This window comes from Ruegeria sp. EL01 (genome assembly GCF_900313035.1).
Classification (GTDB): domain Bacteria; phylum Pseudomonadota; class Alphaproteobacteria; order Rhodobacterales; family Rhodobacteraceae; genus Ruegeria.
In genome coordinates, this window is record NZ_OMPS01000006.1 from 1 (window position 1) to 26,097 (window position 26,097).

Below are 26,097 nucleotides of genomic sequence, written 5' to 3' on the forward strand. Positions count from 1 at the left end.
GATAGATACCGCGCAACCGTCCGGTAGCTGAAATTGAGTATCGCGCAGCGAAGTCGCTATCGGTAAAAACCAGAGTGTCGCCGTCCAATCGCGCTTGGCTGCGGAACCAACTACCACTGCCATGATGGCCGCGCCCCACTGAATAGATGACACTGAATAGCCCGTCTTCGTCCTGGCTTTCCACGACGAGAATGTGACTTCTCCAAGTGTCCCATCTTCCCGTCCAAACCCCGAGGAACGGGGAATTATCCTGGGCGGTGATTTCGATATCGTCGGGCAGGGGAGCATCACCCACGAGGATTGATTCCTGTGCCAATGACTGACTGGTCAGAATGAAAAGCGTGGCGATGGCAAAGATGATGCGCATGGCTGGTTTCCGAATGTCGCGGCTTGATACAAGGCGATACCAATAGAGCACAGAATGTGGGCACGGATATACATTAAGTGTTCGAATCAACGAAACTGACATTCGCCATCTTGCAGAAATTCGGGACTATGGGCTCTGAGCGGTCGAATGCCCATGCAGCACTGATACGGCCAGTCGGTTCCCGAAAACTGCCCTCGCCACAAAAGATATAATCCCACTGCCAGCGCGGTGCTGGTGAATGGGCTTGGAGGGTGGATCGGAGGGCAAATCATGCCAAGAGTCCAACTTCCCGCAACCACCCCGAAACGCAATGCCCGGAACAAAGGGCGCATCATCGGGCAGAAGCGACCCCTTTTGCCAAAACAGGTCTGGGCGATCCGGGCACGGCTTGAACTGGCGGGTAACCTCCGCGACTTAGCTTTGTTCAACGTCGCCATCGACAGCAAACTTCGTGGCTGTGATCTGGTCAAATTGGCCGTGTCTGACCTCGTGAAGGATGATCGCGTTCGGGAGCGCGTTTCAGTGATCCAGAGCAAAACTAAGCGCCCCGTCCAGTTCGAACTAACGGAAAACACGCGTGAAACCGTCTTGGCATGGGTGAAATCACCCGAGATGTTTGCGTGTCGTTTCATGTTCCCGAGCCGGTTCCATGACCGCCCACATATCTCGACCCGCCAGTATGGAAGGCTCGTTCGTGACTGGGTGACGGCGATTGGGCTTGAACCGAGCGGGTACGGCACCCATTCGCTTCGGCGAACAAAGGCGGCGGAGATATACCGAAAGACGGGCAACCTCCGTGCGGTCCAACTGCTACTCGGGCACACGAAGGTCGCTAGCACTGTTCGGTATCTTGGCGTCGAACTGGAAGATGCCCTGAGTATCGCCGAGCGTATCGATATCTAAGTTACCTTGGCGAACGGCCCTGCCGTTCGCCATCCCAAAGCAGTTGCCCGTCACCTATGCGGCGATGGTCGGTGCTGAGCCCGTTTGACAAATGCTGCGCGATCCATGAAGGGCCGCTTTGCCCGTCACAATGGCAAGGTCGTGACGACAGATGGGGATCAATGAGTCCCGAACTACAAATCTAGAAACGATACAAGCAACCCGGCAAATTCTTCTGGTTTGTCAACGCAAGGCAGATGACCTGCCCCCCGTATCAGCTGGAACTCGCTATTCGGAAGAGAAGCAGCGAATTCCTCTACGATGTCGCGTGGGGTCACGACGTCATCTTCGGTGCCAATAACAAGCGCGGGTTGGGCGGGACGAGAGACGGCCTTTGACAAATCTGCATGGCCGATCGCCTGGCAGCAGCCAACATAGCCCTCAACAGACAAACGCAACCGTCGGGCGACCAATTCTGCAAAGCGCGGAGACGGCTGACAAAAATCAGGGGAAAACAGGTGCTGAAAGGAGTCTTCGATTTTCTTTCGACAGAACCCTTCGTTTCGAGCTGCCGTAGCCCCTTCCATCCAATCTTCGCGGACACCGATTTTCATTGCTGTATTGGATAGCACAAGCCGCTCTACGAGGTCGGGGCGCAGCACTGCAATTCTCTGGGCGACTAGGTCATGTTGACAAAAGGGATTCACATCGTGCCGTAGGCGTGATTCAAGCTGGTATCTACGATGGAGACCAACTTGGCACGAGACCTGATGCCGGACGAAGAGTGGGCGTTCTTTGAGCGTTTCATTCTGGCTGTCCGCGCCCCGAACGGGCGCAAACCCACCAACCACCGCCTTGTTCTAGATGGTATTTTCTGGATTGCGCGGACCGGAGTACCATGGCGCGACTTGCCCGAAGAGTTCGGCAAATGGTCAAGCGTCTACCGCCAGTTTCGGCGCTGGACCTTGGCCGGGCTTTGGGAGGATATCATGGACGCGCTGAACCGAAGTGGTGCGGTCCCAGATGCGCTCCAGATGATCGACAGCACCGTAATCCGTGCCCACCATCAGGCAGCGGGTGCAAAAGAGGGACTCCGAGACAGGGTTTCGGCCGCTCTCGAGCGTCCGATGGGAAAACAGTCCACTGGACTGTTTTCTGGACCATCTACCACTTCACGACCAAGATCCACCTCCTCGTCAACGCTCACGGCCTACCCATGAGAACCGAGATCACGCCGGGCCAGACATCCGACTATCTTGGTTTTGATCTGGTCATGGTGGACAATCTGCCGTGCCCCAGAGTGTTATTGGCGGATCGCGGATATGATGCTGATAGAATGCGCAAAAAAATGGATGCCCGTGATGTTCTGACTCAGATACCGATGCGGAAATCCCGGAAAATGCGCGTCGGTGTGGACCACTCGCTGTATCGTCTCCGCAATCTGGTCGAACGATGCTTCAATAAGCTCAAAAACGCTCGGCGTGTCGCAACGCGCTACGACAAGACTGCGGAAAGTTTCTTGGGTTTCATCGACATCACGTCGATCCGCCTCTGGTTCCGCCATTTGTCAACATGACCTAGGTCGCTCGACCCCATCAAAGATAACAATGCCAACTTTCTTAATTGAGCCCATGCTAGCGTTCCATTTTACCCGACTAGGATTTTTGGAATCCACCTTTCGGGCAAGGCCCAGGTGGAATATTGTAGCCTAACACCCCCTTTAGAGATGTCACTTGGCAAGGTAGCCCGAATTGCCCAATAGGTGAAGCATCAATGTTCCGCAAAGCTACGAGAAATCTGAAATAACCCCAATTTTCGATGCGCTATGGTCATCAATTTTATGCTGTTTACAACGGGGGATAAACATATTCACCAAGTAAGAGTATCGGGACCTCTTGGTAATAAATGTAGATCATTCCGAAAGTGCCAGCGATAGTGGAGAAGGTATATCACGCGGCTGGAAATTAGAGAGTCATCGAAGCGAAATGACACAACAACGCATTTTTCGTAATTCTTAAAGCCGACGACGGCCTAATGTATGCGAACTCTGCGCCTTTCGAGTTTATGGCCCGCGCAGCGAAATTGCGATTTGAAAACTGACCATCCGAGCGGCTTTGAATGACCGCTTTCGCGAAAATCGCCGCAACGCTGATAAAATGCTGCCGCAGGTGCGAATGATTGCTGCATGAGCAATAGCGGCGCCGGCAATAGGCGGCTCTGTTGCGCGTAACGGACACTCACAAGTCCCGAATCCAGAACTGCAGCGGCTTCAGTGTTTCGCCTTTGCCCCCAATATCCTTCCAGGAAAACTGTGCCACAACATCGGGCAGAGGTTCGTATCCCCGCGCCCTCCAAAATGCGTCCAGCGGGCGATAGTCCGTTGGCCGTGCTGGGTGATCAGCAGGACGTTGGACACCGCAGAAGGCGCATTTTGGATAGCCAAGCGCGCGGGCGTGCGCCTCGCGCAGGTCGAAGAATTTGTTGCCTACGCCTTGCCCGCGATAGGGGGGCAGCAGGACGGATTCTGCGCAATAGAAGATGTCGTTGATGTCCAGTCCGCTGCCATCGAAGGCAGCCGCGAAGTCATCGGCGTGATCGGTCAGGGGCGCTCCGGTTGAGGCACCGACGAGTGTATCGCCTTCAAAGGCGCCGACGACGATTGCCTTGTCGCTGTCAAGGTAGGCTTGCAGGTAGTTGCGCTCGTACTCCAGATCGCCGTCATAAAGATAAGGCCAAGCGTGGAACACCTCGATCCGCAGGCGGGCCACATCATCAAGCGCATCTGTCAGAGCCGCCCCCGTCAGGACGCGGACATCGGACACCTCAGCCATTCGAGACCTGTTTGGTCCAGTCGGCTAGGTTGTAGTAAGTGGTGACGCGGGTGATCTTGCCGTCTTTGAGGTCAAAGAACGATCCAGCAGGCAGGCGATAGGTCTGGCCGTGGGCCTGCGGCAAGCCTTCATCAGTTTCCAGATAGGTGCCGTTGACGGTGAATTCAGCAGCGGCGCGTGTGCCGTCCGGGGCGTCGAAAATCACGATATCGGTCAGGTTTTCGCGGTAGCAGCGGTTCATATGGGCGCAAAAGGCCGCAAATTTTTCCTTGCCGGCACGGATCTGCCCTTCGTTCACGTGATGGGCCACGTCATCAGAGAGGCAAGCCAACATGCTATCGACATCACTGGCGTTGAAGGCTTCGAAGTAGGTTTTGACGGTCGGGTTCATGGTCACTCCGTTGGTTCGCCCCAGCGGTCTTTCAGATGCTGGATGATCTGATCGCGGGTCTGTCGGTAGTGATGTAACTTCTGATCGCGGGTCTCGCCCATCCCGGTAGGGTCCATTATTGGCCAATAATCGACATCCAGGTGAAAAATCCGGGTCAGGTCCAATGCTTTGCGCTGGCTGGCCGGGGACAGAGAGACGATCAGGTCAAACGAACTTAGATCGTCGCCCCATTCCTGCATCTCGTCAAAGGACCGCGAGCGGTGGCGCGACAGTTCGACCCCCATTTCCTGACAGACCGCTATGCAGAACCCGTCAATCTCAAGATCGTTATGCACGCCTGCGGATTGGACATATGTGCCGGTGCCATAGAATTTCTTCATGATGCCTTCGGCCATCGGGGACCGAACCGAATTGTGATCGCAACAGAACAGGATGGACTGTGGCAGCGGCGTCACGCGTCAGCCTCCGAAATGCAGCACGCAGATCAGCGTGAACAGGCGGCGGGCCGTATCGGTGTCGATATCAGCCTTGCCTTCCAGCCGTTCCTGCAACACGCGGCTGCCTTCGTTGTGAATGCCACGCCGGGCCATATCGATAGTTTCGATCTGACTGGGCGGCAACGTCTTGACCGCGTCAAAGTAGCTTTCGCAGATTTGGAAATAGTCTTTGACCACCTGCCGGAACGGGCCCAGAGACAGATGGAACTCGGCCGCTTTTTCGTTGGCTTCGGTCGCGATGTCGAACACCAACCGCTTGTCGCGGATCGAGAGCTGTACATGGTACGGGCCATCAGGCACCACGCGGTCGTCCCGCACGGGCAGTGCAAAGGTGTTTTCTTCCAGCAAGTCAAAGATGGCGACCTTGCGCTCCTGCTCGATCTCAGGGGTCGGTGGAGGCAGGTTTCGGTCGTCCAGTTCGATATGCGTAATACGGGTCATTTTCATGTGGTCCATTCAGATCAGAACAGACCTAACCCAAGCGCGCCGAAGGGGCAACGCTGCGTTCCACACCCTCAAAAAAGACGTTGCGCATCTTCAATCATTCAACCTGTCCAACCGTGCCTGAACGGATAACCCATGCGCCTCGAGACTTTCGGATTGCGCCAGTCGCGCCGCGGCAGGGCCTATTGCGCGCAGGGCTTGCGGTGTCATCTGACTGAGCGTGGTCCGCTTGAGAAAATCCATCACACTGAGCCCGGATGAGAACCGCGCGGACCGGGCGGTTGGCAGTACATGGTTGGGACCACCGACATAATCGCCAATCGCCTCGGGCGTATACTGACCCAGAAAGATTGCACCCGCGTGAATGGTTTTGTCGCACAGACCCGCCGGGTCAGCCACGCAGAGTTCCAGATGCTCGGGCGCGATGCGGTTGGACAGCAGCGCCGCCTCGTCCAGATCGCGAACGGTGATGACGGCGCCGTAGTCGCGCCAACTGGCGCCTGCGATGGCACGGCGTTGGAGCGTTTCAAGGCGTTTTTCCACAGCCTGCGCCACAGATTGCCCAAAGGCGGCATCATCGGTGATCAGAATGGACTGGGCACTTTCGTCATGTTCGGCCTGACTGAGCAGATCCAGCGCGATCCAGTCGGGGTCGTTATCCGTGTCCGCGATCACCAGAATTTCCGATGGGCCTGCGATCATATCGATGCCGACCTTGCCGAACACCCGTCTTTTCGCCGCCGCCACATAGGCGTTGCCCGGACCTGTGATCTTATCCACGGGCGGTATCGTTTCGGTGCCATAGGCCAGCGCGGCAATTGCCTGCGCGCCGCCGATACGGTAAATCTCATCCACGCCGGATAGCTGCGCCGCAAGCAGGACAAGAGGGTTTATCTGACCGTCCGGGGTTGGCACAGCGATCGCCAAACGCGAAACACCCGCCACTTTGGCAGGGATGGCGTTCATCAGAACAGAAGACGGATAAGACGCCAGCCCGCCCGGTACATAAAGCCCGGCAGCAGATACAGCTGACCAACGCCAACCCAAAGTAGCGCCGGCATTATCCGTCCATTCGCAATCCTCGGGCATTTGTTTTTCGTGATAGGCCCGGATGCGATCCGCCGCCAGTTCCAGCGCAGCGCGATCCTGAGCTGAGACATTGGCGACGGCATCGGCAATCTCGGACTTACTGAAGGCCAAATTGTCCGGCGTCAGCTCCAACCGGTCGAATTTCGCCGTCAATTCGATCACAGCTGCATCACCTCGACCACGTACGTCTTCGATGATTTGCACCACAACCGCGTCGACATCGGGGCTGTCTTCGCGCTTGGCGGTCAGCAGCGCTTGAAAGGCGGCCTCAAAGTCGGGCGATGTGGTATCAAGGAACACAGGCATGATCTGGCACTCCGGGCGTTTCAACGGGACATATCGCCGGGACGGGCCAGCCTCAACCCTCAGTCCGTGGGGTGCAGCGATTTGCGCATCGGGAATTGGGGGATGCCGTTCCATTCGCCGGGCGCGCCGGCGGGCTGCCATCCCCGCGCGATATAGAAATCGCGTGCTGTGCGCGTCGCGTTCAGACTGGCGTTGGAGCAACCTGTCGCGGCCAGTTCCCTCTCCAACTTCCGCAGCAATGCCGTGCCAACACCGCATCTACTATGGTCAGGATCAACATAAAGCAGCGTTACAACACCGGTATCGAGCAAACCGCCGACAGCTGCGACCTGGCCCGTGTTTTCAGCCAGCCAAATATGCGACCCACCGTCGATCCAGCCTCGGATTGCCGCCGGATTCTTGTTCTCCGTCCAAAGCGTGATGGCTTTTGGGTCGCCCAGATGGTCCGCACGACAAAGTTCAGTAATCGATCGGATCAGAACCTGGCTGATGTCAAACACGTCAAAAACCGTCGCCCGTCGCAGAACCAATCCATCAGGCTGCTGGTTGAACGCCTGAGAAATACCGCGTTTGTTTCCCATCTACTCGGGATGATGCGGCGCGTGACCTGACGGGGCCTTATAGGGGCGGGTCACATCTTTAAGCGTGGCATCCAGCGCCTCGACCGACAAACGGATTGCCCCGTCACCCGCAAGGGTCAATAAAACATGACCAGCGCCATCTTCACCGGGTTCAAAATCGACCGACAACAAGGACAGGATCATGTCCTGGTCGCTTCGGTCGATGCCCTGACTGGCAACGGACAGAACAGAATCAAACACCAAAACGGCACGGACCCGCTCGAACGATCGATTCCGGCGCGTTGCCGCATCCCTGTCTTCCCACCGAAAGCGGTTCAACAGCAAGGCAAAGCGTCGCTGCGATGGTTTCCATGTCATCTCGGTGACCGGAAAGATCGCGTCCTGCGCCAGGGTCGATATCACCTGCAGGTCATCGCCATCTTCGGCGCCGAGGTTCAGCGGGGCCTCGCGCCCGTCTTCAAAACTTGCGTCTGTCATTGACCTTTGATCCGTTCAATCTTTGCACCCACGCCTTCCAGCTTGCGCACCACATGCTCATATCCTCGATCAAGATGATAGACCCGGCTGACAGTTGTCTCGCCCTCAGCAGCCAATCCAGCAAGGATCAACGAGACCGAGGCCCTCAGATCCGTCGCCATCACAGGCGCACCTTTCAGACGCTCGACACCCGTTACAGTGGCCGTACCGCCATGCACCTCGATATTCGCGCCCATGCGCACCAGTTCGGGGGCGTGCATAAAGCGGTTCTCGAAGATGCGTTCTTCCAGCACCGAGGTACCTTCGGCCGTGCACATCAGCGCCATCATCTGTGCCTGCAGATCGGTCGGGAAGCCGGGGAACGGTTCGGTCACCACATCCACAGCCGACACGCGGCCATTCTTGCGGGCGACTTTCAGGCCCTTGTCGGTTTCCGTTACACTGACACCCGCCGCATCCAGTTTGGCTGCAAAGGATTCAACCAGCCGCATGCGCCCGCCCAACAGCTCAACCTCACCGCCGCAAATGGCCGGGGCCAGCATATAGGTGCCCAGCTCAATCCGGTCGGTGACCACCTGATGGGTGGCGCCGTGCAGACGGTCGACGCCCTGTATTTCGATGGTCGAGGTCCCCTCACCCGCAATCTGCGCGCCCATCTTGCGCAGGCATTCGACCAGATCGACGATCTCGGGCTCGCGCGCGGCGTTTTTCAGCACCGTGGTGCCTTTGGCCAGCGTCGCGGCCATGACGATGTTTTCCGTCGCCCCGACCGAGGCAAAGCGCATTTCATGCACGGCACCCTTCAGGCCGCCCGGGGCCTTGGCGTAGAGGTATCCGTCTTTCAATTCAATCTCGGCCCCCAGGGCCTCAAGACCTTCGACGTGCAAATCCATCGGACGAGCGCCAATCGCACATCCCCCCGGCAGTGACACAACCGCATGCCCAAAACGCGCCAGCAAAGGACCCAGCACCAGATTTGAGGCACGCATCTTACGCACGATTTCGTAGTCAGCCGTCTGGCTGGTCAAATCGTGGCTGGACATCGCCTGAACCTGACCATCCTGCAGCGACGACACCTCGGCCCCCAGCGATTGCAGCAGGGCCGTCATCGTCTTGATGTCACTAAGCCGCGGCGCGTTGGTCAGCGTCAGCGGTTCTTCGCTTAACAAAGTCGCAGGCATCAGCGTCAGGCACGCGTTTTTGGCCCCCGCAATCGGTATCTGACCGTTCACCGGCCCGTTGCCCGTCACCAGAATCGAATCCATCTGCTCTTATCCCTCGTCTTTGCCGGCCTTGTCGTCCGAAGTCGCGCGCGCCTTGGCCTGCGCCTTGCGCCGTGCAAGGTTGGCCTTGAGCGAAGCTTTCAGCCTGTCTTCGCGCGCATCCCCGGATTTGCCGTGTTTTTTAGGTGAAGTTTTATCTGCCATTCCCTTTCTCTACAGGAGGCGAAAAAAACCGTCCAGACACCCTTGCGCCGCGTTTCGTTTAAGTCTAATCACCCGCCCACAGCGCTGCTGTAGCTCAGAGGTAGAGCACTCCCTTGGTAAGGGAGAGGTCGAGAGTTCAATTCTCTCCAGCAGCACCATCCAATCGCCCTTGTTTTTATGCTTGTCCTTGTATCAAGGGCACACCGCAGTGTCTGGTGTCCAAGCTGTTGTAACACGCACGTCTCAGGGCCCAGCGACCGATTGTAACGTTAATCATTGTGGCAGCACCCAACTCATAACGGACATGTTCTGGCAATAATTATGCCTATGTTTGCATGTATCGCTACTCAATCTTGCCGATGTGTTTACAAGTCCAGTTTTAACGAGGGGGTCATTCGGCGAGGTGAGTGGGGTGGGCACAAGACCATTTGCGTGCCAAAACAGTCTTGCTGCTCACCCTGCAGTGGCGGTCAGGTCAAAGCGGTTTGCGAACGCAAACCAACAGGTCCCACAAATCAATCGATTTTATTCTTTTGCGCGTGCGGCGTGACACCAAAACTTGAGCGGTAAACACGCGAGAAATGGCCGGGGTTTTCGAACCCGCAAGCCATTGCAACTTCGGTGACCGAAGCTTCGGTCTGCAAGAGCAATTTCTGCGCCCGCTCAAGACGCATTTCCATGAAGTACTTCTTCGGCGATGTGTTTAGATACTTACCGAACAAACGCTCCAATTGACGGGTGGAAATTCCCAGCTGATCAGCGATGTAAGACGGGGGTACTGGCGCGTCGATACTGTCCTGCATCATGTGGATTGCCTTGGCCAAATGCGCGTTTCGCATGCCATTGCGCGATTGCAAGGAAACGCGTTGTTTGGCGGTGGCGTTCCGAACAGCGTTATAAACCATTTGGTCTGCAACATCGATTGACAGCTCTTCGCCATGGTCCTGTTCGATCAGATGCAACATCAGATCCGCTGTGGCGGTACCACCGGATGCGGTGATGTGTTTTTCGTCAGCGACAAACACGCTTCGCACCAGGTTGACCTCTGGAAAAGCCTCCATGAAGGCGTCGTGGTATTCCCAATGAATCGCGGCCTGCATCCCGTCCAGAAACCCTGCCTCAGCCAGCAGCCACGCCCCCGAACATAATGCGCCGATCGATGTACCCCGCGCTCGTTCGCGCCTCAGGGTGGCCAACAATGGCCTCGTGACATGGTTGCGCATGTGAATCCCCGACAGGACAAACAGCTGATCACATTTTCGCAACCCGTCGAGGCCGAAATGAGCCAATGTGACAGAACCGTTCGAGCATACAGCGTGTTCACCATGCTCGGACACAAACGACCATTCATACAGGTCTTTGCCACTGACAAGATTGGCAATGCGCAATGGTTCAACCGCGCAGGAAAATGCGAGGTGCGAGAACTCCTCGATCAGGACGAAGGTGATGTGCCGGGTTTGGCGCATGTGCGGTACCGATTTGCGATTCAGGACAAGAAAAGCCCAAGTATTTTCAGGTAGCCTATGCTGCATGATTTTTTTATGTATACAAGTTGTATTTTCTTCGAATACACATTGGCCAAATGTCGGTCAAATTGCGATTCGAACCGGCTGAACCGCGCAGAGGTCAGGAATGAAAGACGACGCCAAATCACGGAAGAACACGCTAAGGGATCACCTGAGGGTCTCCATCCTGACACTACGCCTGCAGCCAGGCGCAGATCTGGACGAGGCGGATCTGTCTGACGCATTTGGATTGTCCCGGACCCCGCTACGCGAAGTTTTCCGCCAGTTGGCGGGTGAGGGTTACGTGGATTTGCGTACCAACCGCAGCGCCCGCGTGTCCGAGATGTCCTACACCACGCTGCGCGATTTCTTTCTGGCGGCACCGATGATCTATGGCGCAGTTCTGCGGTTGGCGGCCCTGAATGCGACGCCTGCGCAGATTGCGGAGCTTAAAGACGCCCAAGAGACGTTTGAGGCGGCATTGCGATCCGGGTCTGGCGCGGACCGGGCACTGGCCAATAATCGCTTTCACGAAGTAACCGGGGAAATGTCCGGCAATGTTTACCTGCTGCCCTCGTTCAACCGCCTGCTGATCGACCATGCCCGGATAGGCATGACATTCTATCGCCCACAAGGCGCTCAGATGCCTGAAAACCTGTCGGTGGCCAGTCAGCAGCACGAGGCCATCATTGCTGCCATCGAGGCGCGCGATGATGCAGCGGCGGCGCAGCTTGCCGAAGATCATTGGACCCTGTCGCGCGATCAGATCGAGCTTTTCGTGATGCCAGACGCACTGGATGTACCGATGGGCGCCCCGCCCCTGTCGAAACCTGCATGAGGACGGAATGAACCCGATATTCAGATTTGAGGGGATCTATACCCCCGTCGTAACGCCGTATCACCTGGATGGCAGCGTCAACTGGGACGCCCTGTCAGAGATGATCGAGTATCTGATCGAGAACGGTGTCCATGGGATGATCTCGGGCGGGTCGACCGGTGAGAACTATGCTCAGACCGTGACAGAACGTCTGGAGCTGGCCCGGTTCACACATAACCGCCTGCAGGGGCGTTTGCCTTTGGTGGTTGGAACCGGCGCAATGCTGACACCCGATTCAATCGCGCTGGCCTCGGGCGCGCGCGAAATCGGTGCCGATGCAATCCTGCTGGCCAGTCCGCCTTATTCGGTGCCAACCGACCGGGAAAATGCCTTGAACGCTCTGGCCATCGACAAGGCCGCTGATCTGCCGGTGATGCTGTACAACTACCCGCATCGCACCGGCACAATGATGGGTGAGGAATTCCTTGACCGCGTGGGTCGCAGTCGGAATTTCTGTGGCATCAAGGAGAGCTCGGGCGATATCAACCGGGTGCATCTGCTGGCGCGGGATTATCCGCATATCCAGCTTGGTTGCGGCATGGATGATCAGGCGTTGGAGTTCTTTGCCTGGGGCGCACCGTTCTGGGTCTGCGGCGGGTCGAACTTTCTGCCCGCCGAACATGTGGCACTGTACAACGCCTGTGTAGTCGAAGGTGATTTCGCCAAGGGCCGCCGGATCATGTCTGCGATGATGCCGCTGATGCGGGTGCTAGAACAGGGCGGCAAGTTCATCCAGACCATCAAGCACGGCGTCACCGTGAATGGGATCGACGCGGGTGCAATGCGGCCCCCGCTGAAGGGTCTGAACAAGGACGACAAACGCGCATTGGAACAGGTGACGCGCGTACTGAAGAAGACTATCGCTGACATCGTGGCTGAGGAGTAAGAGACATGGATCTGCTGACACAGGACGAATACAAATCCATCGCCGCGGACCTTGAATTGCCGACCGGTTCCTTCATTGACGGGGCGTATCGCCCGGCGATCTCGGGGCACACGTTTGAAACGGTAAACCCAGCGACCGGTGACAAACTGGCCGATATCGCATCTTGCGGCACGGCAGATGTTGATTTCGCGGTCGAAAAAGCGCGCGAGGCGTTTGATGATGGGCGCTGGTCGAAACTGCACCCATCTGATCGCAAGGATGTGCTGATCCGGCTGTGCAAATTGATGACCCGGAATGCCCGCGAACTGGCGGTGATGGAAAGCATTGATAGTGGTAAGACCATCTATGACTGCGAAACCGTGGATGTACCCGAGACCATTCGCTGCCTGAAATGGCATGCTGAGGCGATCGATAAGATCTACGATCAGGTTTCACCCGCCAGTGATGATCACATCGCCATGGTAGTGCGCGAACCCATCGGCGTTGTGGGACTGGTACTGCCGTGGAACTTTCCGCTGCTCATGTTGGCGTGGAAGATCGGGCCTGCCTTGGCGGCGGGCTGCTCGGTTGTGGTGAAACCGGCAACCGAGACCACGCTGACCGCCCTGCGCGTGGCTGAACTGGCGATGGAAGCGGGCTTGCCACGGGGTGTATTGAACATCGTGCCAGGCGGTGGCGCCGAAGTGGGCGAGCCCATCGGTCGGCATATGGATGTCGACATGGTCTCGTTCACCGGCTCGACTGTCACCGGCAAGCGGTTCCTCAGCTATTCGGCGGAAAGCAACGCCAAGGAAGTGGTGCTTGAGATGGGCGGCAAGAACCCGGCCATCGTGATGGAGGATGCAGAGAACCTGGATCGTGTCGCCCAGCATGTGGTGAACGGGGCATTCTGGAACATGGGCGAGAACTGCTCGGCTTCATCCCGGCTGATCGTGCACAAGGATGTGAAGGCCGAGCTGCTGGAGAGGATCGTGCATCATGCAAGGCAGTGGAACGTCGGCGACCCGCTGGACCCGGAAACCCGCATGGGCGCGCTGGTCAGCGAGGCGCACTTCAATAAGGTTTGCGGCTATCTGGAGCAGGCCGAAAACGTGGTGATCGGCGGCAAGGCTGAAAAGGGCTTTGTCGAGGCCACGGTGGTCGAAGTACCAGCCAACGACGCAACGCTTGCCCGCGAAGAGATCTTTGGCCCAGTCCTGTCGGCAATCGAGGTATCGGGGTTTGATGAGGCCATCAAGATTGCCAACGACACCGACTATGGCCTGTGTGCATCGATCTTTACCGCCAACGCCAAACGCGCCATTCGAGGCGCGCGGGCGATCCGCGCAGGGACGGTCACAGTGAATAGCTTTGGCGAAGGTGACATCACCACGCCCTTTGGGGGCTACAAACAATCAGGCTTTGGCGGGAGGGATAATTCGGTTCATGCGCATGATCAGTATACTCAGCTGAAAACCATCTGGATCGATCTGGCAGACGACGCGGATGAGGCAGTGGATTGACACAATTCACCGCCAAACGTCTGCCCCGGCAAACCGGATCGGCAGGGTGGAATGCCATCCTGCCGCAGCAGACGTTGTTGCCGGAACTGGACCGGGATCTGACGGCCGATATCACAATTGTCGGCGGCGGGTTTGCGGGGCTTTCAGCGGCACGGCGATTACATCAGCTTGATCCGTCCCTGAAGATTGTCCTGTTGGAGGCTGGTCGCTTTGCCGAAGGATCTGCCGGGCGCAACTCTGGCTTCATGATCGATCTACCGCATGATTTGGCATCCGACAATTATGCCGGTGATGGGCTTGACGCGGATCGGGCAACCATTGCCCTGAACCGACAAGCCATTGCCTTTGCAACCGACATCGCCGCCGAGTGCGAGCTTCCGCAGGACGCGTTCGATCCCTGTGGCAAGTTCAATGCTGCCGCCACACGAGGCGGAGATGCCCATAACCGTGACTTTGCCGCGCATCTGGACCGGTTGGGTGAACCCCATTTCCTCTATGACCGACAACAAATGCGCGAGATGACGGGCAGCCCGCACTACACCTCGGGCTTATATGCGCCCGGCACGGTCATGATCCAGCCTGCCGCCTATATTCGGGCGTTGTCGGCACGTCTGGCAGAACAGGTCGGGCTGTTCGAGAATTCGCCGGTCACCGGGTTTGAACGCCAAGGCGCCGGATGGCTTATCCGCACGCCCAAAGCGCGCATCACCACAGGGCGGATCATTCTGGCCAACAACGGCCATGTCGAAAGCTTTGGGTTTTTCCCAAGGCAGCTGATGCATATCTGCCTGTACGCCTCGCTAACCCAACCACTGACAACGGATCAGATCAAGGCGCTGGGGGGGCAAGCGCGTTGGGCGGTAACGCCCGCTGATGCGATGGGAACGTCTGTGCGACGTGTCTCGGGCAGCTACGGTGATCGAATTCTGATCCGCACCTGTTCCAGTTTTCACCCGACGATTGAAACCAGTCAGATGCGCCTGCGCAACGCAGGCTGGGTGCATGATCGCAAGTTTCGCGAGCGTTTCCCCCATCTGCCGGAGGTTCAGATGGAACACCGCTGGGCCGGGATGCTTTGCCTCAGTCGTAACGGATCTGCAGCGTTCGGGGAACTTGAAACCGGCATCTATTCCGCCTGTTGCCAGAACGGCTTGGGGATCGCGCGCGGTACCTTGCAGGGCATCGGGGTCGCAGAGCTGATCCAAAAAGGTGGCTCCGGGATTGCCGATCACTTTCTGGCCCAACCTGACCTGCCGCAATTGCCGCCCGAGCCCTTCGCCTCGCTTGGGGCAAACAGCTATCTGATCTGGAAAGAATGGCGATCGGGCAAGGAATAAACCTGCCCCTCAGGGCAAGCTGAGCTTCGCCATGCGTCCGCCATCCACCGTGTAAATCTGGCCCCGAGGCCAAAAAGGCGACCAAGGCTGCGACGTCTTCTGGCAAGCCAGTCCGGGTGACGGGATGGATACGCCCAATTTCATGACGGAATGTTTCCGGGTCCGACATTGACGCGATGAATTCCATATTCAGTTCGGTATCGATCCACCCGGGTGCGACTGCATTGCATCTGATACCTTCCGCCCCGTGATCCACCGCAACTGCACGCGTGAATCCGTGCAATCCAGCTTTGGTGGCGCAATAGGCCGCATGTCCGGGGTTGCTGCCCAGCCCTTCGATCGAGCCTATATTGACGATGTTTCCTCGGGTTTGCCGCAGATGGGGCAGCGCGGCTTTGGTCAGCAGAAAAGGCGCCGTCAGGTTGACCGTCAGATTGCGCTGCCAATCTTCAAGGCTCATGTCTTCGACCGACGCGTCTTGCATCATGCCTGCGTTGTTAACCAGAATGTCCAGACGCCCTGCCCTGTCGATAACCTCTGAGATGACCTGTGCCGGGCAGTTAGGGTCACTGAGATCAGCGGCGATCCCTTCGTACACCACGTCCGTCCCGCGTTGAGCGGTAAAGACGCGAGCCCCCTCGTGTTGCAACCGCTCGGCTATGGCCCGTCCGATGCCGCTGCGTCCGCCGGTGACCAGCGCCGTTTTGCCCTCGAACCGCATCATGACACTGGTTTTCCGCCGTTGACCTCAATCAGCGAGCCACAGACATAGCGGGATGCATCCGAGACCAGAAACATCACGACATCCGCGATATCCTCAGGCTCGGCAATACGCCCAAGAGGAACGGTTTCCCCGAGCGCCGCAACGGCTGAATCTGGGTCAAATCCGCGTTTCTCAAACCCCGAACGCAGCATCGGTGTGTTCACTTCATTTGGGCAGACGGCGTTGATGCGAATACCCTGATGCGCGTGATCCATTCCCATGCATTGGGTCAGTGACGCGATCGCAGCCTTGGTCATGCAATAGACCGCATGATTCGAACCGGGTCGAAGGCCCCAACAGGACGCGGTATTGACGATGGATCCTCCGCCAGTGCCGGTCAGGATCGGGATCGCGGCGTGGCAAATGCGAAACGGGGCTTCGACATTCACGCCGACGGATAGCGCCCAATCGGCGTCCGATGTGTCGACTACAGACCCCCGCGTAATGACGCCTGCATTGTTGATCACAATATCCAGGCCACCCAGATGCGCAGCCGCGGTCTGTGGCAAGGTATTCGCGTAATCGGCATTCAGAAGGTCGCCGGGCAAATGGGCCTCGGCCGCGATCCCGTCGACAGATCGGTCTGCGACCGCGACACGTGCACCGGCTGCCCGCAATCTTTGAACAATCGACGTGCCAATGCCACCTGCGGCACCCGTGACCAATGCAGACTTCCCGGTCAGTTCCATTTATACCCCTTCTCAGAAAGACGCGGCAGGCGCGCCAAACAAGCTTTCATCCGGCATGACGCCCAAACCCGGTCCCGTCGGCACCGCGATATGGCCCTTTTCGATCCGAATTCCGTTTTCGACGTCGTAGTTCCCGTCGATATATGGCGCGGCCAGCCAAACGCCCTCCAGCAAATCCGGGCGAACTGTGGCCCCGATATGCGTACAGGCCGCAGCGATGATATCGCCACCCCAACTGTCATCGCAGGTGTGGGGCAAATTTCGCGCCTCGCACAGATCGCGGAATGCACGCATCGGGTACAGCCCCCCGATCCGAGTGACTTTCATGCCGAACCCATCGACCAACCCGGTTCCCGCAGCCGAGATCACCGTGTTCAGGTCGGTGCTGTTCTCATCCATATAGATGGCATGGTTTACCTGAGGCCGGATCTTTTGGAGATCCTCAACCGTGTTGCAGGGCTGTTCCATAACAAAGGGTATTTCCGGACATTCACGGCTAACCCGCAACGCGTCGCGCGTGTTCCAACCCCAATTGCCATCCACTGCCAGACGCATACCCGAGCCATCAATGACCTCCCAAACTTTGCGGATGGTTTCGATGTCCAGCTCGACCGGACGACCACCAACTTTCACTTGCAGACGGGGGTAGCCCTCGGTCAGTTTCTCAGCCGCGAGCCGGGCAATGTCGTCTGGCGCGCCGACACCTGTGGCATAGTAGGACGGCACTGTGTGCGTGGCAGCGCCGCCGAGCAGTGCAGAAACACTGACGCCGAGATGCTTGCCCAACAAGTCATGCGCCGCGATGTCGATTGCGGCTTTGGCATAGTTATGCCCATTCAACAGCCCGTCCATGCGGCGGTGCAGGGTCAGCGGCAGAACCTCAGCCCCGATCAGACCGGGTGCCATTTGTGACAAGGCAGCGCGGGCACCTGCAGCATGCGCCTCAGCATATGTCGGGCCAACCGGGCAGGTCTCACCCCATCCCGTCAAGCCATTGTCGGCAACCAGCTTTACCAAGGTAGTATCCAGTGCCCAGACTTCCGCTTTAGCCATCGTATAAGGGCCGTTCTTCACAGGCAGGTCATGACTGTAGATGTGGATTTCCGCGATTTTCAATCTATAATCCCTGGTCTTGTTGCCTCACGAACCTCGGCCAAACTGTTGGCGGATCAATTCGGGGAGAGTGCCCTAATATGTCTGATTCAACTCATCTGCGGCCGGAATTTCCCGTTCCCGGCGCGCGATATAATCCAGAAGCTCATCGTTTTTCGCTTCGTCCAGCTTGGGCTCTTCATACTCAGCCAGAAGTTTGCGCGCGTGGTTCAATGCACGTTCGGTGATCTCGACCTCGCCCTCGGCAGCCCATTGTTCGATGGAGTTGTTGTCAAACATCTCGGGCATGAAGAACGCGGTCTGGAAATTGTCCTGCGTATGCGGATGGCCCAGATAATGCCCGCCCGGCCCGACATCCGGAACAGCAGCCAAAGCTTGATCAAAGTCACCCCACATAGGACCCTCGGCCATGCGGTAGGCCATTGCGCATTGTTCGGCATCGACGATGAACTTGGCGACCGAACAGTGCATTCCGGCCTCGTTCCAGCCCGCCGAGTGCCAGATGTAGTTCGCGCCGGAATGGATCACAGCCTGCAACGTGGTCGCCGATTCATAGCCCGCCTGCGCGTCAAAGGTCTTGGCCCCACCCAGCGTGTTTGATGTGCGCCAGGGCACTTGGTAGTACCGCGCCATCTGCCCGATCATGAAATTCATCAGGCTGATCTCGGGCGTGCCCGCCATGGGTGCGCCGGACCTCATCGACACGGTTGACAGGTAATGGCCATAGATCGCTGGCGCTCCTTTGCGGATCACCTGCGTGTAGGCCAGTGCGCTGAGTGCTTCGGCATTCAGTTGGGCAACGGTGGCCGGTACGCTTGCCGGAGTATTGGCCCCACCCAACACGAAAGGCGAGCAGAGGACAGGCTGGTTGCGGCGGCAGAAGGCCCGCATTGCGCCCAGCATGGTTTCATCCCAGACCAAGGGCGAGTTGCCATTGCAGTTGCCGGTTGTGACGGCGTGATCTTCAAGGAAGTCTTCGCCAAACAGGATCGCACACATGTCCAACACGTCCTCGGCATTCTTCGGCGAGGTGGTCATGCCCATGAAGGTCTTATCCGAGTGTTTCATCGACGAATAGGTGATGCGCAGGTGACGCTGACTGATCGGGTGATCATAGGGCTCGACGATGTGATGCGCCGAGGAATGCAGCGCCGGCATCATATGGCTGAGTTTGTGGAACATGGCCAGATCGTCCAGCGTCGGATTGCGGCGGACATCGTCGAGATCCCGCAAGAAAGGCGCGCCGGTCATCGGCACGAAGATCGAGTGCTTGCCACCCAGCCGCAGGTTCTTTTTTGGGTCGCGCGCATGATAGGTAAAATCTGAAGGGATCGTGGCGATCAGTTCCCGCACCATATCCCGGTCGAAATACACCAGTTCACCCTCAACCTTTGCCCCGGCGCGTTTCCAGTCTTCCAATGCGATCGCATCGCGGAACTGAACGCCCACATTCTCGAGGATATCCATTGAAGCATTGTCAATCCGCTCGACCTGGCTTCCGTCCATGACCTCGCACAATGGTATCGCACGGGTCAGGCCCGGCAACATGTCAAAGTTTGGTGCGGTGCGTATTGCGCGGCGAGCAGAACGCCCGCCTGATCTGGTAGTTGTGCGGATATTCACAAGGCGATCCTCCATCTTACGATTCACTGTGAAGGATTCGGCGCGCAGCTACCTCTCTGATTGCGATATGTGTTTGCAGGAAGCGACACGGAGGCAAAGACGTTGCCAAAAAGAAAAAGCGCCACCCGAAAGGGCGGCGCTTGTTCATTTTTTGTCAGGCCTTGGCTTTATTCAGCAGCCTGCGCTCCTTGCTCGGCGTGCTTGTCGCGCTGACCATCCCGGAACAGGGCTTTAGCTAGCGAGATACACATCAAGCCCATCACAATCGTAAACGGCAGCGCGCCGATGATCATGGCATTGCGCAAGGCATCCATGGGGTTGTTGTCCCCTGCCGCCAGGATCAGTGCGCCGATCACAGCCGTCAAGATGACACCCCAGATGATGCGGTGCTTGATCCCAGTTTCCTGGCTGCCGCCGGACATGATGGTGTTCATCACCAGAATGCCGGAGTCAGCCGAGGTCACCAGGAAGGTCATGATCAGGATCACGCACATGACGTTCAGCATGGACAGCAGCCCGCCATCGATCATGTAGGACAGGGTCACGAACAGCTTGTTTGTGTTCGAAGCGCCGATGATCGCGCCTTCTGCGGCACCTGCCAGTTCCAGATCAATCGCGGTGCCACCCAGAACAGTCATCCATGCAAAACACACCAGCGCCGGTGCGAACACGCAGCCCAGAATGAACTCACGCACGGAACGACCTTTGGAGATGCGTGCCAGGAACAGACCCACGAATGGCGAGAACGCAATCCACCAGGCCCAGTAGAACGTGGTCCAACCGGACTGCCAGCCAAACTGACGACCTTGCTCACCCGCAGCATAGGCTGCCGCCAGCGTTTCTTCGTCCAACTCAGCGGCTGCACCTTCCAGACCGCTCTTGAAGCCATCAAAACTGCCCCACGCGTTGGTTGCACCACCTATCAGGTCATCTGCATGGGCTTGCGCCGCCTCAGGCAGACCTGCTGCAAACGCATCCGCTGACAATGGACCATAGGCACCAAAGCTGAGCGACAGGAAGTTCAGGATATAGTCGACCATCGCCGTGCCATAAGTGGTCAGGGCGAAAACGAACGAACCAAACACGACGAACGTACCCAGCAGGATAATCGACAGAACCAGGTTCAGGTTCGACAGGTATTTAACGCCACGGCCAACACCCGACACAGCCGAGATGATCGACAGGGTCATGATGACAACAAGACCCGCGATCAGACCCACTTTGCTTGGGGTCGGCACTTCACCGGTCAGGTCCATGATCCATCCGATACCGGTAATCGCGTAGACACCGTCGATGAATTGACTGACACCAAATCCAATGGTCACAGACACACCGAGGATGGTTGCAACCACGCCCAGAACGTCGACGACATGGCCAAGGAAGCCATTCATCAGGCGGCCAAACAGTGGCGTCAGTGCCGCGCGGATGGTCAGTGGCATATTGCGCGTATAGGCGTAGTAAGCCAGAGACAGGCCGGTCACCACATAGATTGCCCAGGCGTGAAAGCCATAATGCAAGAATGTGTAGCGATAAGCAGACTGGATTGCCTCGGGTTCATTGCCAGCAACTGCACCCGATACGACCTCGGGGTTCGATCCCCAAAGGCCCAGTGGTTCAGCCGTGGCGAAGACCATCAGGCCCACGCCCAGTCCCGCGCCAAACATCATCGAGAACCAGGAGAAATTGGAAAACTCGGGCTTTTCACCCGCAGTGCCCATGATCCGTTTGCCGGTGGACGGGATGATAGCCACGACCGCCAGGAACAGGAAGAACACGCCCACAATGATGACGTAGAAGCTGTTGAAAACTTCCAACAACCTACCATTCAGGCTGCCCAATGTGCTGTTTGCATTCGCAGGAAAAACCAGCGCCCAAAGGACCAGGGCAACCATGATACCTTTGCTGATCAGCGCGATCGGAACGCTGTAATTTTCATAGAATCCGGCATCTGCCGTTTCTATCTCTAGGTCCGTAAAGGGTTCGGGTACCGACATATTTTCCTCCGTGTTGTCGTTCCATAGTGTTTGTTATTGGGGAAACCCGCTAGGATCGCAGCGCTTCCCATAAGTTATTCACATGTTCGTATTTAACTTGAGCGTTTTGGTAACCAAGGACGGTGCCCAGCGCGGAACAGAGTCTCAATCGTGCGCCCAGCCTTACCATCCCAACTCCTTCGTTCCGGTCTACCCCAGTGCTATGGGTAAGCCGTGCCAGAACCGAAAGACAAAGCCGGGCAGGTACACCCCGACAGCGTATCGGATACGACATTACATGGTCCGTCTGCGTACAGGCTCACTGATTTGATCGTCAGGCCGTTACCGACCCTTTCTGTCGGTTTGACGACTTATACAGCAAACTTAAACGCCAAATACACCTTCAACGTATCATCTGCTGGTCTTCAAGGATAAAAAAATTAATAGTCAGGCGAAACAAACTAAATCGAAGCAAGTGACAGGACCCGAATGTCCCGACGCCACTACAATTTGCCCCCTCTGACCACCCTGTCAGCCTTTGAAGCGGCGGCACGACATCTGAGTTTCAAAAACGCCGCAGAAGAGCTTTCGGTGACGCCAGGGGCGGTCAGCCATCAGATTAAGGCGCTGGAAGGGTATCTTGAGACAGCGCTGTTTCAGCGCAAGCATCGAAGCGTTGATCTGACCGATGATGGAAAGGCGCTGTACGAAGCACTTTCAACCTCCTTTCGTCGAATTTCACAAACCTTGTCTACCATCCGGGATCGGTCGTTAGGGGAAAAAGTCACGATAGGTTCGACAACGGCTGTGGCGGCGTTGTGGCTGTCTCCGGCGGTCATTCGGTTCTGGCGTGAAATGCCGGATGTGAACGTGGATCAGATTTCGCAGGATCGCCCTTTCAAGGAGCGACCGGATCTGGACTTTTTCATCAGATACGGGCGTGACCGGGATTCGAACCTGTCCCATACCCCGTTGTTTCGGGATCATCTCGTTCCTGTTGCCAGCCCGGAAGTGGCGGAAAAGCTGGTGGGCGCGGGCCTTGACGTGCTGGCCAATCAACGACTGATCCATCTGGATTCCGAGGATCGCAGCTGGACGACCTGGCCAGAATGGTTCCAGCAGCTTGGGTATCCGGGCAAAATCTCGATCGAATCCAGCGTCAACAGCTACTCTGTCGCGCTTCAGCTTGCTCGCAAAGGCGCAGGGCTGGCGCTAGGCTGGCAGCGGTTGATTCAGCCCATGCTTCAATCGGGGAAACTGGTGGCCATCGGACCGCGTAACCTGACGGCACCAAACCATTTTTATCTTGTGGGACGACCCGAGGAAGAGCTTTCGGAAAGCGCGCGCGCGCTTAAGAATTGGATCGTGCAGGAGGTTCACACCAGTTCGGTTTAGATCAACTAAACCTTTGATGAGCTTTTCTGATATTGAGGCCGACCCATAGTCTCCGCCAATACGACAGGGTCAGGTTTAACCCAGCCTCAGGAGAGTTCGATGAACAAGCACAGCCCGCTGTCGTCCGTTCTGACCGATGTAAACACGGCCAACGGCCTGCCCAACGAGCACTATGTTGACCCGGAAACCTTCGCAGAAGAAAAGCGCTCGGTCCTGTTTGCGAACTGGTCCGGCATCGGATTTGGCAAGGACGTCCCCGAAGCAGGCGACGCAAAACCGGTCGATTTTCTGGGCATGCCACTGCTGATCGTCCGGGACCGCGATGGTGAGATCGGCGTATTTCAAAACACCTGCCGGCACCGCGGCATGATCCTGGTGGACGCGCCTAAAAAGATCGGTGGCGCCATTCGGTGTCCGTATCACAGCTGGTGTTACAGCCTGAAAGGTGAATTGCGTGCGACCCCCCATGTGGGCGGCCCTGGCCAGAACAAACACGAAGACGTCAACACCAAGGATCTAGGTCTGATGCGCATCCGGTCGCACATCTGGCGCGACGTGATCTTTGTGAACATCGATGGCAATGCCCCGGCGTTTAAAGATGCGCACGGCGCCTTGTTGGAGCGTTGGAAGGAATTCGATACGCCGATCTTCCATGGCGGTGATGAATCGTCTTTCAAGCTTGAAATCAAAACCAACTGGAAGCTGGCCGTCGAAAACTATTGCGAAAGCTACCACCTGCCTTGGGTTCACCCGGGCCTCAACAGCTACTCCCGACTGGAAGATCACTATAACATCGAAGAGCGTGGGCATTACTCTGGGCAGGGCACGTTGGTCTATCGCCAGTTGACCGATCAAAACGGTGCAAAGCTGCCTGATTTCCCCGGTCTCGGCAGCCAATGGGATGAAGGCGCTGAGTATATTGCCCTGTATCCGAACGTATTGCTGGGCATACAGCGCGACCACAGTTTTGCGATTATTCTAGAACCCGTGGATCAGGAAAATACCGTCGAACATATCGAGCTGTACTACGCCAACGGCGAGGGTGACACGCCCGAACACGACGGGTTGCGCGCCTCAAATGCGCAACTGTGGAAAACCGTGTTCGAAGAAGATGTATTTGTTGTCGAGGGTATGCAAAAGGGCCGTCACGGCATGTTGTTTGACGGCGGGCGTTTCTCTCCGGCGATGGATGGGCCAACCCATAATTTTCACCACTGGGTGGCAACGCAGATCGAAAACGGTCGTTCCGAGTAACTGGGATTGGAATGCGCAGTTTTCTGCAGGCTTGAAAGGCCGGTGTGACAATGGATAAAGCTGCTTTGGACAAGCTGCTGCTAGACGCGCATTCCAGAAACGACCACCGGGATCTGGTCCGCTACTACACATTAGCGGCCGACGAGTGTGAAACCGCAGGAGATGTCGGAGCGACCTGCTTTTACTTGACACATGCCTTTGTCTTTGCGCTTGAGGCTGGCGCACCTGAGGCCGATGCCTTGAACGCAAGGTTGGCGGGGCATGGGCGGGCCGAGAGGCTGACATTCTGACTTTGATCCCAGTTGCTTGAGCCATCACTGGCCCGCGGCATTCCCCCACGAGACCCTGTTCAGATCCAAACATCCGCCTATAGTCTCGGGACATTGCAACGGGTCGTTTGAAAGGAACACGCACATGGATCACAGCCTCGACATGCTGATCATTGGCGCCGGTTTCTCAGGGTTGACCATGGCGCTCGAGGCCAGAAAACGCGGTATTCAGAATGTTGCAATCCTCGAGAAAGCAGATGACATCGGCGGTACCTGGCGCGAAAACACCTATCCCGGTGTGGCGTGCGATATTCCATCGCATCTGTATTCAATGGCGACCCACCTCAATCCGGACTGGAGTCGTGCCTATGCTGGCGGGGCTGAAATTCAGGCCTACCTGAAGAAGATCGCGCGGGACGAAGGCCTGTATGATCTGTGCCATTTCCATCAGCAATTGAAATCCGCCAAATGGGATGATGAGCGCTGGCATGTGGAAACGCAAAGCGGACAGCGCTGGTCCGCCCGCTTTTTGGTCTCGGCCATCGGGGCCCTGCACATACCCAGCATTCCGGACATCCCGGGGGCTGATAGCTTTCCAGGCCCCTGTTTCCATTCGGCAGAATGGGACCACGACCTGGATATTGCGGGCAAACGGATTGCAGTAGTGGGCACCGGCGCTTCGGCGGTGCAATTTGTGCCGGAAATTGCGAAGACCGCCGAACATGTCACCATCTTTCAACGTAGCGCGCCTTATGTGTTGCCGCGTCCCGATGGTCCGATTGGGCCCCGAACGAGACGCCTTTATGCACGCATCCCTCTGCTACCTCGGCTGCGTCGCAACTTGATTTTCATGGTGTTCGAGTTCCGGCATCGTGTCTTTCGAGGCGAAGAGCGGATGGTGAACTTTGCAATGAAGATGTGGCGCAAAGCACTGGAAGATGCATTTCCCGATCCTGAGGATCAAGCGCGGCTGACTCCGGACTATAGAATTGGCTGCAAACGCATCCTGAGTTCGAACGATTGGTACCCTGCACTCGCCCGTGACAATGTCAGTATTGTTCGCCTTGGCGTGGCGTCGATAAACGGAAGCCACATTAAGGCCGCGGATGGCAGCGAAACTCAGGCTGATATTCTGATCTGGGGCACCGGTTTCCACGTGACAGATGCCACAGACGGATTGGACATTACCGGCGCAAACGATCTGACCTTGCGCGACGCCTGGGCAAACGGGATGCAGGCCAATCTTGGGACAGCCGTTGCAGGCTTCCCAAATTTCTTCATCCTGTTGGGACCGCACACGGGATTGGGCCATAACTCGGTCGTTCTGATGATTGAGGCACAGGTCACCCATATCGGGCGTGTGCTGACTGAGATGGCCCGCAAAGGGTTGACGGCGATAACCCCCGACACTGCAAAACAGGCTGCCTTCACGCAGGAAATGCAAGACCGTCACACCGACAGCGTCTGGCAGGTCGGTGGCTGTACCTCTTGGTATCAGGATGCTGCGGGGCGCAACACAACCTTGTGGCCCGGAACCGTTGGTGAATATCAAAGGCGTATGTCACAATCCGGATTAGAACAGTACGTGCCCGCCCCGGTCAGTAACGGAGACACATGAT

General features: G+C 57.1%; 26 protein-coding genes, 1 tRNA gene and 1 pseudogene. 11 read left to right on the forward strand and 17 right to left on the reverse strand.

Features of this window, described 5'->3' with window-relative positions:
• Positions 1–367: hypothetical protein (locus D9K61_RS04985; RefSeq protein ID WP_162946748.1), on the reverse strand; the 367-nt coding region annotated here is incomplete at its 3' end.
• A gap of 270 nt (positions 368–637) precedes the next feature.
• On the opposite strand from D9K61_RS04985, the gene D9K61_RS04990 reads away from it, so the two are divergent.
• Positions 638–1,270, forward strand: coding sequence for a tyrosine-type recombinase/integrase (locus D9K61_RS04990; protein ID WP_120632166.1), 633 nt, complete (start codon positions 638–640; stop codon positions 1,268–1,270).
• Between the two features lie 173 nt (positions 1,271–1,443).
• Here D9K61_RS04990 and D9K61_RS04995 read toward each other — a convergent pair whose 3' ends face one another.
• Positions 1,444–1,911: an alpha/beta fold hydrolase gene (locus tag D9K61_RS04995; protein WP_162946749.1), complete on the reverse strand. Its 468-nt coding sequence runs from the start codon at positions 1,909–1,911 to the stop codon at positions 1,444–1,446.
• Positions 1,912–1,992: 81 nt separating this feature from the next.
• Between D9K61_RS04995 and D9K61_RS05000 the strand changes: the two genes are divergently transcribed.
• Positions 1,993–2,825 (forward strand): IS5 family transposase gene (locus D9K61_RS05000; protein ID WP_120632168.1). Its coding sequence is split into 2 segments (ribosomal slippage): positions 1,993–2,329 and positions 2,329–2,825, totalling 834 coding nucleotides; the frame shifts between segments, so codons are not numbered across the junction.
• Positions 2,826–3,486: 661 nt separating this feature from the next.
• On the opposite strand, the gene D9K61_RS05005 is transcribed toward D9K61_RS05000, so the two are convergent.
• From D9K61_RS05005 to D9K61_RS26825, 9 genes are all read right to left on the reverse strand, one after another.
• Positions 3,487–4,080, reverse strand: a complete 594-nt coding sequence (locus tag D9K61_RS05005) for a GNAT family N-acetyltransferase (RefSeq protein ID WP_120632169.1) — start codon at positions 4,078–4,080, stop codon at positions 3,487–3,489.
• Positions 4,073–4,471, reverse strand: a complete 399-nt coding sequence (locus D9K61_RS05010) for a ketosteroid isomerase-related protein (RefSeq protein WP_120632170.1) — start codon at positions 4,469–4,471, stop codon at positions 4,073–4,075. Before D9K61_RS05010 ends, D9K61_RS05005 begins: the two co-directional genes overlap by 8 nt.
• A 2-nt stretch (positions 4,472–4,473) precedes the next feature.
• Positions 4,474–4,926 (reverse strand): low molecular weight phosphatase family protein, encoded by a 453-nt coding sequence (locus D9K61_RS05015; protein WP_120632171.1) that lies wholly within the window; start codon positions 4,924–4,926, stop codon positions 4,474–4,476.
• Between the two features lie 3 nt (positions 4,927–4,929).
• Positions 4,930–5,409 (reverse strand): UPF0262 family protein, encoded by a 480-nt coding sequence (locus tag D9K61_RS05020; RefSeq protein WP_120632234.1) that lies wholly within the window; start codon positions 5,407–5,409, stop codon positions 4,930–4,932.
• Between the two features lie 96 nt (positions 5,410–5,505).
• Positions 5,506–6,807 carry a histidinol dehydrogenase gene (gene hisD / locus D9K61_RS05025; RefSeq protein ID WP_120632172.1) on the reverse strand — a complete coding sequence of 434 codons (1,302 nt, stop codon included), beginning with the start codon at positions 6,805–6,807 and terminating at the stop codon, positions 5,506–5,508.
• 59 nt (positions 6,808–6,866) lie between these two features.
• A complete protein-coding gene (locus D9K61_RS05030; protein ID WP_120632173.1) occupies positions 6,867–7,388 on the reverse strand; it encodes a GNAT family N-acetyltransferase in 522 nt (173 codons plus the stop codon).
• Positions 7,389–7,865, reverse strand: a complete 477-nt coding sequence (locus D9K61_RS05035) for a DUF2948 family protein (RefSeq protein WP_120632174.1) — start codon at positions 7,863–7,865, stop codon at positions 7,389–7,391. It lies immediately after the preceding gene.
• A complete protein-coding gene (murA, locus tag D9K61_RS05040) occupies positions 7,862–9,130 on the reverse strand; it encodes a UDP-N-acetylglucosamine 1-carboxyvinyltransferase (protein ID WP_120632175.1) in 1,269 nt (422 codons plus the stop codon). Before murA ends, D9K61_RS05035 begins: the two co-directional genes overlap by 4 nt.
• Positions 9,131–9,136: 6 nt before the next feature.
• A complete protein-coding gene (locus tag D9K61_RS26825; protein WP_162946751.1) occupies positions 9,137–9,292 on the reverse strand; it encodes a hypothetical protein in 156 nt (51 codons plus the stop codon).
• An 83-nt stretch (positions 9,293–9,375) separates the two neighbouring features.
• Here D9K61_RS26825 and D9K61_RS05045 point away from each other — a divergent pair.
• A tRNA-Thr gene (locus D9K61_RS05045) sits at positions 9,376–9,450 on the forward strand.
• Between the two features lie 357 nt (positions 9,451–9,807).
• Here the strand turns inward: D9K61_RS05045 and D9K61_RS05050 are convergent.
• A complete protein-coding gene (locus D9K61_RS05050; protein ID WP_120632176.1) occupies positions 9,808–10,758 on the reverse strand; it encodes a GlxA family transcriptional regulator in 951 nt (316 codons plus the stop codon).
• A 166-nt stretch (positions 10,759–10,924) separates the two neighbouring features.
• On the opposite strand from D9K61_RS05050, the gene D9K61_RS05055 reads away from it, so the two are divergent.
• From D9K61_RS05055 to D9K61_RS27425, 4 genes are read left to right on the forward strand one after another with little or no spacing between them, the layout of a single operon-like run.
• A complete protein-coding gene (locus D9K61_RS05055) occupies positions 10,925–11,635 on the forward strand; it encodes a GntR family transcriptional regulator (RefSeq protein WP_120632177.1) in 711 nt (236 codons plus the stop codon).
• A 7-nt stretch (positions 11,636–11,642) separates the two neighbouring features.
• Positions 11,643–12,560: a dihydrodipicolinate synthase family protein gene (locus tag D9K61_RS05060; protein WP_120632178.1), complete on the forward strand. Its 918-nt coding sequence runs from the start codon at positions 11,643–11,645 to the stop codon at positions 12,558–12,560.
• A 5-nt stretch (positions 12,561–12,565) separates the two neighbouring features.
• On the forward strand, positions 12,566–14,062 hold the full coding sequence (locus D9K61_RS05065; protein WP_120632179.1) for an aldehyde dehydrogenase: 1,497 nt from the start codon (positions 12,566–12,568) through the stop codon (positions 14,060–14,062).
• Positions 14,059–15,399 (forward strand): FAD-binding oxidoreductase, encoded by a 1,341-nt coding sequence (locus D9K61_RS27425; protein WP_120632180.1) that lies wholly within the window; start codon positions 14,059–14,061, stop codon positions 15,397–15,399. The genes D9K61_RS05065 and D9K61_RS27425 overlap by 4 nt, the downstream gene beginning before the upstream one ends.
• Before the next feature lie 124 nt (positions 15,400–15,523).
• On the opposite strand, the pseudogene D9K61_RS27430 reads toward D9K61_RS27425, so the two are convergent.
• From D9K61_RS27430 to D9K61_RS05095, 5 genes and pseudogenes are all read right to left on the reverse strand, one after another.
• Positions 15,524–16,123 (reverse strand): annotated as a pseudogene (locus D9K61_RS27430) (SDR family NAD(P)-dependent oxidoreductase); the annotation flags it as partial.
• Positions 16,120–16,851, reverse strand: coding sequence for an SDR family NAD(P)-dependent oxidoreductase (locus tag D9K61_RS05080; RefSeq protein WP_120632181.1), 732 nt, complete (start codon positions 16,849–16,851; stop codon positions 16,120–16,122). The pseudogene D9K61_RS27430 and the gene D9K61_RS05080, both read right to left, overlap by 4 nt.
• Before the next feature lie 12 nt (positions 16,852–16,863).
• Positions 16,864–17,967 (reverse strand): mandelate racemase/muconate lactonizing enzyme family protein, encoded by a 1,104-nt coding sequence (locus D9K61_RS05085; protein WP_120632182.1) that lies wholly within the window; start codon positions 17,965–17,967, stop codon positions 16,864–16,866.
• Between the two features lie 72 nt (positions 17,968–18,039).
• Entirely contained in the window at positions 18,040–19,602 is a 1,563-nt protein-coding gene (locus D9K61_RS05090) for a trimethylamine methyltransferase family protein (RefSeq protein ID WP_120632183.1), read from the reverse strand.
• Between the two features lie 152 nt (positions 19,603–19,754).
• Positions 19,755–21,581 (reverse strand): BCCT family transporter, encoded by a 1,827-nt coding sequence (locus D9K61_RS05095; protein WP_120632184.1) that lies wholly within the window; start codon positions 21,579–21,581, stop codon positions 19,755–19,757.
• Between the two features lie 468 nt (positions 21,582–22,049).
• On the opposite strand from D9K61_RS05095, the gene D9K61_RS05100 reads away from it, so the two are divergent.
• From D9K61_RS05100 to D9K61_RS05115, 4 genes are all read left to right on the forward strand, one after another.
• Positions 22,050–22,955, forward strand: a complete 906-nt coding sequence (locus tag D9K61_RS05100; RefSeq protein WP_120632185.1) for a LysR substrate-binding domain-containing protein — start codon at positions 22,050–22,052, stop codon at positions 22,953–22,955.
• A 99-nt stretch (positions 22,956–23,054) separates the two neighbouring features.
• Positions 23,055–24,209, forward strand: a complete 1,155-nt coding sequence (locus tag D9K61_RS05105; protein ID WP_120632186.1) for an aromatic ring-hydroxylating dioxygenase subunit alpha — start codon at positions 23,055–23,057, stop codon at positions 24,207–24,209.
• Between the two features lie 50 nt (positions 24,210–24,259).
• A complete protein-coding gene (locus D9K61_RS05110) occupies positions 24,260–24,499 on the forward strand; it encodes a hypothetical protein (RefSeq protein WP_120632187.1) in 240 nt (79 codons plus the stop codon).
• Between the two features lie 124 nt (positions 24,500–24,623).
• Positions 24,624–26,096: an NAD(P)/FAD-dependent oxidoreductase gene (locus tag D9K61_RS05115; RefSeq protein ID WP_120632188.1), complete on the forward strand. Its 1,473-nt coding sequence runs from the start codon at positions 24,624–24,626 to the stop codon at positions 26,094–26,096.
• Position 26,097 lies beyond the last annotated feature (1 nt).